Source organism: Oceanobacillus caeni (assembly GCF_042678465.1).
In the GTDB taxonomy this organism is placed as follows: Bacteria; Bacillota; Bacilli; order Bacillales; family Amphibacillaceae; genus Oceanobacillus; species Oceanobacillus caeni.
In genome coordinates this window covers 21,847-31,562 of record NZ_JBHTKV010000030.1, presented here as the reverse complement: position 1 = coordinate 31,562, position 9,716 = coordinate 21,847, and the positions used below count along the sequence as shown (strand labels likewise).

General features: G+C 35.2%; 7 protein-coding genes. 5 read left to right on the top strand and 2 right to left on the bottom strand.

The window, feature by feature from the left end; genetic code table 11:
• Positions 1 to 154: 154 nt before the first annotated feature.
• The gene (locus tag ACFQ18_RS15695) at positions 155 to 691 is read right to left on the bottom strand and encodes a ribonuclease H-like YkuK family protein (RefSeq protein ID WP_047184512.1); all 537 of its coding nucleotides are present in this window, start codon (positions 689 to 691) and stop codon (positions 155 to 157) included.
• Positions 692 to 936: 245 nt separating this feature from the next.
• Between ACFQ18_RS15695 and ACFQ18_RS15690 the strand changes: the two genes are divergently transcribed.
• On the top strand, positions 937 to 1,554 hold the full coding sequence (locus ACFQ18_RS15690) for a methyltransferase (protein WP_204798494.1): 618 nt from the start codon (positions 937 to 939) through the stop codon (positions 1,552 to 1,554).
• Between the two features lie 37 nt (positions 1,555 to 1,591).
• Here the strand turns inward: ACFQ18_RS15690 and pulA are convergent, their stop codons facing one another.
• Positions 1,592 to 3,745, bottom strand: a complete 2,154-nt coding sequence (pulA, locus tag ACFQ18_RS15685) for a type I pullulanase (protein ID WP_204798493.1) — start codon at positions 3,743 to 3,745, stop codon at positions 1,592 to 1,594.
• Between the two features lie 314 nt (positions 3,746 to 4,059).
• Here pulA and glgB point away from each other — a divergent pair, with 314 nt between their 5' ends.
• Genes glgB through glgA form a run of 4 tightly spaced genes read left to right on the top strand, consistent with a single transcriptional unit; the run spans position 4,060 to position 9,707 of the window.
• On the top strand, positions 4,060 to 5,949 hold the full coding sequence (gene glgB, locus ACFQ18_RS15680; RefSeq protein WP_204798492.1) for a 1,4-alpha-glucan branching protein GlgB: 1,890 nt from the start codon (positions 4,060 to 4,062) through the stop codon (positions 5,947 to 5,949).
• A 29-nt stretch (positions 5,950 to 5,978) separates the two neighbouring features.
• Positions 5,979 to 7,139, top strand: a complete 1,161-nt coding sequence (locus ACFQ18_RS15675) for a glucose-1-phosphate adenylyltransferase (protein ID WP_084824031.1) — start codon at positions 5,979 to 5,981, stop codon at positions 7,137 to 7,139.
• On the top strand, positions 7,136 to 8,242 hold the full coding sequence (glgD, locus tag ACFQ18_RS15670) for a glucose-1-phosphate adenylyltransferase subunit GlgD (RefSeq protein ID WP_047184515.1): 1,107 nt from the start codon (positions 7,136 to 7,138) through the stop codon (positions 8,240 to 8,242). The genes ACFQ18_RS15675 and glgD overlap by 4 nt, the downstream gene beginning before the upstream one ends.
• A gap of 37 nt (positions 8,243 to 8,279) precedes the next feature.
• On the top strand, positions 8,280 to 9,707 hold the full coding sequence (gene glgA / locus ACFQ18_RS15665) for a glycogen synthase GlgA (RefSeq protein WP_047184516.1): 1,428 nt from the start codon (positions 8,280 to 8,282) through the stop codon (positions 9,705 to 9,707).
• The last annotated feature ends 9 nt before the right edge of the window (positions 9,708 to 9,716 follow it).

Here is a 9,716-nt window from a genome sequence, read left to right as displayed (position 1 = left end):
CATCAGTTTTCTAAAAATACAAGTTGTTAAAAGTATATCCTAGAGACTTAGATTTAATCAATATAATTAGGTATTTCCAGTGTTTTTAGGCTGTTTGACGAATAGATGATAGAGGCTGTCTTAAGTGAGTTTATTTAACGACAGCCCCTATTATTTATTTCGTATAACGGTTTGCGTAGGAGCTTGCTACAAAGGATTCTGGTTTTATTTTTGGTTCTACACCAATGGATTCCATTCTAGATACCATTTCGTTTACAAAGATTCTTGTTTTGTTTCGGTTGCCTGAGCCAATATCGAGATGTCCTTCGATAGTAAAGGAAGCACCTTTATAAATATTCGGCAAAATAATATCAATTAATTGGCTTTTTCTTTCTTCGGTAAACATGGATACAATTTCTTCTGTCAAAGTCGTTTCATAAGAAATACGTTCGTGAAGGTTTGTCATCTTACGAGGTACATTTATTTTTCGTATACATGCCCATGCCCCTTTTTTCTCGCGCTGAATTACTATTCCAGTAATAAATTTAGTATAATAGCCATGTACTTGTGAATCCGTTCCAAACATTAAACGGTAATTTCCATTTGGATCATTTCTCATAAATTGAACGATGTTTTCAAAAACTTGTTCAAATGACATGTTTTTTTGACTTAAATTTTGGAACGAATCATCTAACACCTTTAGTTTTGCCATAATTCCCTTCCTTTTTGTAAAGAATTAACGAGGTATAAATAAGTATTGTAACGGTCTGTTTAATACAGTATATTCACGAATTAATAAATACGACTATTTTCATATACTAATTTTTATGATTCATTTGAACTTTTTTGATTTAAGTGGATTGACGTTAGAAGAATATTTTATGTGAAGGTTATGAACGGTTAACATGTAAAAAGGACCCTGCTATTAAACAGAATCAACTATTATGGAGAATCGACATGAAAGAATATTATTATGATAAATTGTTTAATATTAAAACCCAAGATCACAAGAATGCCTATACCAATGGGAATACCATACATTACCATCCATATGAACCAACACCTTATGATGTATTAGAACTCTTGTTTACGATTTACCCTGTCAAACAGACTGACTATATTGTTGACTTCGGCTGTGGTTTAGGCCGTTTAAATTTCTATATTCATTACTTTTACCATTCATCCATTATAGGTATTGAGAGGAATGAGGAATTTTATAAAAAGGCGATTGATAATAAAAATCACTATATGGCAAAGACAAAAAGGAAATCGGACAAAATGTTTTTCCTTAATTGTTTAGCAGAGGAGTATGAAATTAAAAAAGAGGATAATCGTTTTTACTTTTTTAACCCGTTTTCGATTAATATTTTCCGAAAAGTAGTTAAAAATATACTGGTTTCCTTTGAGCAAAAGAAACGTGAAGTAGATATTATCTTATATTATCCACATGATGATTATATTTTCTTTTTGGAAAATGAAACATTATTTGAGTTAATATCCGAAATTAAAATACCAAAGATGTATGATAAGGATCCATATGAACGTATATTAATTTATCGTTTGAATAAATGTTAAAGAGACGAACAGCAGTAACAATCTGTTCGTCTTCCACTTATTCTTTAGCATTAGCGAATCGTTTGGTGCCTTCTTCTTTCCTCGTTACTTTTCGATACTTTTTAAACACTAATAGTTCAAAGGGATTGATGGAAGTAAATTCTCCTATAACTTGTTTATTACTAGATTGGATATTGCTTAGTGTAACAACCCATTTCCCCGATGATGGCAATTGTAGGGGGACTTTTTTGTTCGTAGGATTTACATAAATAGAGAAATCGACATCATCTCCCAATAATGTAAAACCAAAAATAGGGGCTGGTGTCACCAAAGGATGAAATCTCCTTCTTATTTCATCCTTTGAACTTAAACGAAAAACTTCATACTTTTTACGAAGAGAAATAAGTGATTTTACGAACTGAACATTATTATCTTCTAATTCACGTCTATCCCAGTCTAGTTGATTAATTTCATCACTAGATATATAACTGTTTTCCACACCTTGCTTCGTTCGAAACCATTCTTGGCCAGCATGAATAAATGGAATTCCTTGGCTTAATAGAGTTAATCCAGTTGCTAATTGATGCATTTTTTTGCGTTCTATTTCACTCGCATCCGGATTCGTTAATAAAAGCCGATCCCATAGGGTATGATTATCGTGACATTCCACGTAATTGATCGTTTGATTAATATTCGAAACAAAGGGAATACCGTATTCCTCTAATACCGATCCTGTCACCAAATGAGCCATTCGCTCCACATAATGCCCATTTCCATTCACATAGCCAGTATCATGGTGGAAAAATAAATTTCCTTTTAGTGTATCTCGAAATAAATCATTAAAGTAACCAACCCGATTTAACTGATGGGAATTTTTATTTGTTGCTTTAAGATGAGAAGGTAAAGCAGTATCCAATTCCCAGCCTTCTCCTAAAAGCATAATAGGGGTAGTCTCCTTTTTACAGCGTTCTTGAATTTGTCCCATTGTTTCTATATCGAGAGCTCCCATCAAATCAAAGCGAAAGCCATCTATTTGATATTCCTCTAGCCAAAAACTTATCGTATCCAGGATAAATTTCCTCACCATCTGTCTCTCCGAAGCAATGTCATTACCAACACCAGTTCCGTTACTAATCATTCCATCTGGATGATATCGGAAATAATAGCCAGGAACTATTTTTTCAAACGGAGAATCCTCCATTACGAAAACATGATTATAGACGACATCTAAAATAACGGAGATTTCTTCTTGATGGAAGGATTCTATCATTGTTTTACATTCATTGATTCTTACGATAGGGTCTTTAGGAATGAAAGAATAACTCCCCTCAGGAACTTGAAAAAATAACGGGTCATAACCCCAATTATAAGAAGTATCTGGCTCTAGTTCATTTACTCGGGCGAAGTCATTAATTGGCAGCAATTGAACATGGGTCACGCCCAAATCTTTTATATAGGATAGAGCTGTTGAGTAACGATTGGAATTGGTAGTGTTTTTCTCTGTTAGCCCTACAAACTTGCCTTTATTTCTTACGCCGCTATTTTCATGAATGGTTGCGTCCCTTACATGTAATTCATAAATGATGGCATCCTGTAAACTCTTTAATGTTGGTCTGGAAACTGTACTATCTTTTAATGATTTTGTTCTAGTGAAGTCAACGATGATTCCTTTTTCACTGTTTGGGAGCATCGCTTTCGCATAAGGATCATTGACTAAAGTAGATTTTCCATTCAATGTTACTTCATACATATAAGAACAACCATGCCAGTCTCCATCTAATGTTAAGGTCCACACCCCTCTGTTTTGTCTTTTTAAAGGAAACTTTTTATCCCCATCTAATTCCACTTTTACCATGGTTGCGGTAGGGGCCCATATAGAAAAGGTTGTTGAAGCTGGTTGGCAAATAGCTCCAAGCTCTACATCCAAGTTGGAATAGTTTTCGTCAAACCACTTCGTTCGTACAATGGCTCCAGGATAGATAGGAATTTTTATTTCATTCCATAATAGGAATAAATTCTCCCCGATTGGTAGTTCCTCATGATAACGAATTCTAGCTTTCGAATGGTTTATCTTTTCGGCTTTGGTCTGGATATAACTCTGTTTGTTTTCAATGTAAATGAATGGGGATTGCCCATTTACAAATAAACTCTCCATGTCGCCTATTACAGTTATTTCATGAATATCGTCTATCCACGCAACCTTGTTTTCCAAAGAAAGCAACTCCTTTAATAAACTATACACTTCTTTAGTATATGTAATAGTGAATAAAATGGAAATATAAACTATTAGGAAAATTATAACCATTTAATATCCCGTTTAAACAAAGTTTACAGATAATTAACGTCATTCGACAAAACGTGATGCATTGCAGTTTTCGGGGTCATTAATTGTCGAACGAATCTTCTGAAAACTGATTGAAGTGAATGGTTATTCATCTTATAATTAACCGTGTATTTGAAGGATCGATTATATTTTTGTCGCTAATCAAGATCTTTGCTTATTTAAACTAGGAGGATATGCACTCAATGAATTACCATATAACCGAACAAGATATCTATTTATTTCATCAGGGAACAAATTATCGCAGTCAACATTTTTTAGGTTGTCATTTTATGGAATGGGGTGGCAAGCAAGGGTTTCGCTTTGTAGTATGGGCTCCAAATGCAAAAGAGATATCTGTTGTCGGAGATTTTAACGACTGGAATGGTGAATCTCATTTTTTAGAGAGGTTAAATCATGAAGGGCTTTGGGTTGGCTTTTTTACAGACGTTAAAGAAAACCAAGCATATAAATATCGAATTATCTCTCCTTCAGGTGAGGTAAGAATGAAGGCAGATCCATATGCTAGGAAGTCAGAGCTTAGACCGGGTACGGCCTCCCTAACATTAAGTCCCTCCACATATAATTGGCAGGATGATCATTGGAGTAAAAAGAAGGAAGTTTATAATCCTCACACTTCCCCAATTTCTATCTATGAAGTTCACTTAGGTTCATGGAAAAAGAAGGAATCAGGAGAATTTTATACATATAGAGAGTTAGCAAAGAAGTTAATTCCCTATGTTAAATCTCTTGGGTATACACATATCGAATTATTACCCTTGGCTGAACACCCATTTGATTTATCTTGGGGATATCAAATTACTGGCTATTTTTCTGTTACGGCGAGGTATGGAAGTCCTGATGATTTTAAGTACTTCGTAGATCATTGCCATGCAAACGAATTAGGAGTGATTATGGACTGGGTTCCTGGGCATTTTTGTAAGGATGATTTTGCCCTAAGGAGATTTGATGGAAAGCCGCTTTATGAGTACGCCGATCCGAAAAAGGCAGAGAAATCAACTTGGGGGACACTTACATTTGACTTTGGTCGTCCAGAAGTACAAAGTTTTCTAATCTCAAATGCATTATATTGGCTGGAAGAATATCATTTGGACGGAATTCGCGTAGATGCTGTAGCAAGTATGTTGTATTTAAATTTCGACCGACAAGATTGGGAAGAAAAGATCTATAACACGTATGGGGGCGAAGAAAATTTAGAAGCATATGCCTTTTTACGTAAACTGAACGAAGTAATTTTTTCCTATGAACCTAGTGCGTTAATGATGGCAGAGGATAGTTCCGATGTACCACTCATAACGGCACCTACTTACTCTGGTGGAATTGGCTTTAATTTTAAATGGAACATGGGTTGGATGAATGACATGTTATCGTACATGAAAAAGGACCCTGTCCACAGAAAATGGCATCATAATTTATTAACCTTTTCTTTCATGTATACACATTCAGAAAACTTTCTATTGCCACTTTCCCATGATGAAGTTGTACATGGGAAAAAGTCTTTACTAGATAAAATGCCTGGAGACCAATGGCAACAGTTTGCAAACCTAAGATTGCTATATGGATATATGACCTGTCATCCGGGGAAAAAACTAATATTTATGGGGGCTGAGTTAGCTCAATATGCTGAATGGAAGGATAAGGAACAGTTAGATTGGCATCTTTTAGATTATCCATTACATCATGGAATCTTCCAATATGTTAAAGAACTAAATCGCTTTTACCTAAAGAATCCAGAACTTTTTGAACTTGATCACGACCCAGATGGTTTTGAGTGGATTGATCCACACAATATAGATCAAAGTATTATAGCTTTTAGAAGAAAGAGTAAAGATAAAGAAATTATTATTGTTTGTAATTTCACCCCAAATGTATATTACGACTACAAAGTTGGGGTTCCAACTTCAGGAATCTACGAGGAAATCTTTAATTCTGACCAGAAAAAATATGGGGGGTCAGGACAACTGAACGAGAATAAACATTTTAGTTTTCCTGAAAAGTGGCATGGGCTAGCCCAACATATAAAGATAAAGATACCGCCACTAGCAGTCACGATATTTAAAAAAGTAAACAACTAAACGGAGTGTTCAAAAAGGAGCGATGTTTTTTGAGAGAATGCGTAGGTATGCTTTTAGCAGGGGGAGAAGGAAAACGATTGGGAGCATTAACCAATCAAATAGCAAAACCAGCAGTACCTTTCGGAGGAAAATATAGAATTATAGATTTCACTTTAAGTAATTGCTCCAATTCAAATATCCAAACTTTGGGAGTACTGACACAATATTCACCATTGGAACTTAACAGACATATTGGAAATGGGAAGCCTTGGGATATGGATCGTAGGTATGGTGGTGTTAGTGTATTATCGCCGTATACAGCTAAAACAGGTGGAGATTGGTATTCCGGAACTGCTGATGCTATCTATCAAAATATTCATTTTATCAATCAATATAATCCTAAATATGTTCTTGTTATTTCAGGTGACCATATCTATCAAATGAATTATCAAAAGCTGCTCAATCAACATATACGGACGAAAGCAGATGCAACTATCTCCGTAATCAAGGTGCCTTGGGAAGAGGCATCCCGTTTCGGTATTTTAAATACAACAGATAGCTTAAGAATTTATGAATTTGAGGAGAAACCAGAGCATCCACAAAGTAATTTAGCTTCTATGGGAATCTATATATTTACTTGGGAAACATTAAAAGCATATTTAATTCAAGACGCAATGAGGAAGACATCTAGTCACGACTTTGGAAAAGATATTATCCCTGCAATGTTAGGTGATGAAAAACGCCTATATGCATACGAGTTTGATGGATACTGGAAAGATGTCGGTACGATTCAAAGTTATTGGGAAGCGAATATGGATTTACTGAATAATGAGCAGAGTGGACTTTCTCTTGATAATAATAGCTGGCGTATTCATACGCAAGATTCGAATTATCCTCCACAATTTATCGGTAAAGATGCGACGGTGAGGCATTCATTGATTAATTCTGGTTGCTTTGTTTACGGGAAGGTTGAAAAATCTGTTTTATTTAGTAATGCCAAAGTAGAAAAGAGTAGTACCGTTTCACAGTCTATTTTACATTCGGGGGTAAAAGTAGGGAGAAACTCAAACCTTCATCGGGTCATTGTGATGGAAAATACAGTGATTCCTGAAGGGACTAATATTCATGTCGGTGATAATGATGAACCTATGGTGATTAATCAGGAAATATTAAATGGTATGTTGGCAATGACGGGAGGAGGAAAACAATGAAAACGATGATGGGTTTAATAAATTTGGAGCATGAACATCACGTCTTTAATGAATTAACTTATTTCAGAACCCATGCTTCTATTCCTTTTGCCGGTAGATATAGAATGATTGACTTTGCTTTATCCAATATGGTTAATTCCGGTATTAACGAAGTAGCTATTTTTGCTAGATCGAAATACCGCTCTTTATCAGATCATTTGGGTACAGGGGAAAATTGGAATTTGGATCGCAGAAATGGTGGATTATATATTTTACCACCGGATTGGAATGATCCGAGTGATGTTTCAAAAGGAGATTTACAATTTTTCCATAATAATAGGGACTATTTTAATCGTGGGAAATCTGATTACGTATTAATCAGTGGAAGCCAATTTACAGCAAATATAGATTATGATGAGGCCTTTAAATACCATATTGATCGCGGCGCTGATGTGACACTAGTTACAACGGTGGCTGAGGAATTAAGAGAAGAGCATATCCCATATTTTCGTATTTGTGCGGATGATTTAGGTTGGGTGGAAGATATAACGAATGAGCAGACAAATCCATTGTTATTTACAGGTGCCTACATTATTAATAGATCTTTATTAATGGAATTAGTGGATGATTGTATTGCGTATAATCGGGATCACTTTTTTGTTCATGGAATAAAGGAGAAGTTAGCGGATCTTAGAGTTGTTATGTATCGATACAAGGGTTACGGAGCATTTATTAATTCCATCGAAAGTTATTACCGACATAATATGAACCTATTAATTGAGGATAATTATTTAGAGTTATTCTTCAACCCTCCATTTGTGAAAACAAAAGTATCGAGTAATCCACCAGCGAAATACTATAATCCTTCGAGTGTCAAACAATCCATTCTAGCTAATGGTTGTGAGGTCGAGGGGGAAGTGGACAAAAGCATTCTTTTCCGTGGGGTCATCGTGAATGAAGGGGCACAGATTAAAAACTCTATTATTATGCAGCGTTGTACGATTGAAGAAGACGTATATTTAGAAAATGTAATCTTGGATAAGGATGTTCATGTAAAGAAAGGGCAACGAATTATCGGGTCTAAGGATAAACCATATGTTGTGGCAAAACGGAGTGATATATAAGGATTTTTGAATAATAATTGGAAAGGGAAGATATGGAATGGAGAATATATTATTTGTTGCCTCAGAATCGACACCTTTCATAAAAACAGGAGGGCTGGGTGATGTAATAGGTTCGCTCCCACAAGCTTTGAAACAAGAACAAATGGAAGTCCGAGTTATCTTACCAATGTATGATGAAATTTCGGCTGAATGGAAAGAAAAAATGGAATATGTAACATCCTTTGATGTCCCTTTTGGCTGGAGAAATCAGGATGCAGAAGTATACACATTAAAACATAATCAAGTAATCTATTACTTTGTAGCAAATGATTATTATTTCACCAGAAAAGGGATCTATGGATATTACGATGATGGGGAGCGGTTTGTTTATTTTAGTCATGCCGTTATGGAGTTTTTAAATCAAGGATTATTTAAACCGGATATTCTTCATGCACATGATTGGCAGGCAGCTATTGCAGTCGTATTGGCAAATATTTTAAAACCAATTAATGATATGAAAACAGTATTTACCATTCATAATATTAAGTATCAAGGCATGATGCCAGTCGATATTTTTGAGGATTTCTTTAATTTGGATCGGGAGCATATTGGTGGGTTGGAATGGAACGGGATGTTAAATTGCCTCAAAGGCGCCCTGTTCCATGCCGATAAAATTACAACAGTAAGCCCAACCTATGCGGAGGAGATTAAATATCCATTTTATAGTGAAGGGTTACACCAAGTTCTATTAGATCGAGAACGAGATTTAGCTGGAATCTTAAATGGTATAGACCCTAAAGATTATAATCCAATGACAGACCCTCATGTTTCATTTAATTATCGTTCGGCTCGTTCGAAAAAAGTAGAGAATCGATTAGCACTTGGTGAAGAACTTAATATGGAAATGGATTTAGGTATGCCTTTATATGTTATTATTTCTAGATTAGTGGAACAAAAGGGGTTCCATCTCGTTCAGCATATTTTAGATGAGTTTTTACAAGAAGATGTACAGTTCATTGTTTTGGGGACAGGAGATCATGAATTTGAACATTACTTTTCGGAGGTTGCTAATCGTTATCCTGAAAAGTTCAAAAGTTTAATTACTTTTGATGAAGGATTAGCTAGACGGTTATATGCAAGTGCTGATTTCTTCTTAATGCCCTCCCAATTTGAACCATGTGGCTTAGCTCAGCTAATTGCTTTACAGTATAAAACAGTACCAATTGTACGTGAAACCGGAGGACTTAAAGATACAGTTACCTCTTATAATGAAATAACGGGAGAAGGTAACGGTTTTAGTTTTACGAATTATAATGCACATGACTTACTCCATGTTCTTAAATATTCGTTAGAAATTTATCATGATCATGAGCAATACCAACAGTTGATTCGAAATGTAAATAGGAGTCAATTTACATGGAAAAATTCCGCAGAGAAATATGTGGAACTATATGAAAAACTAGTACCAACCCCAATATACGGTTAGGGAGAGATG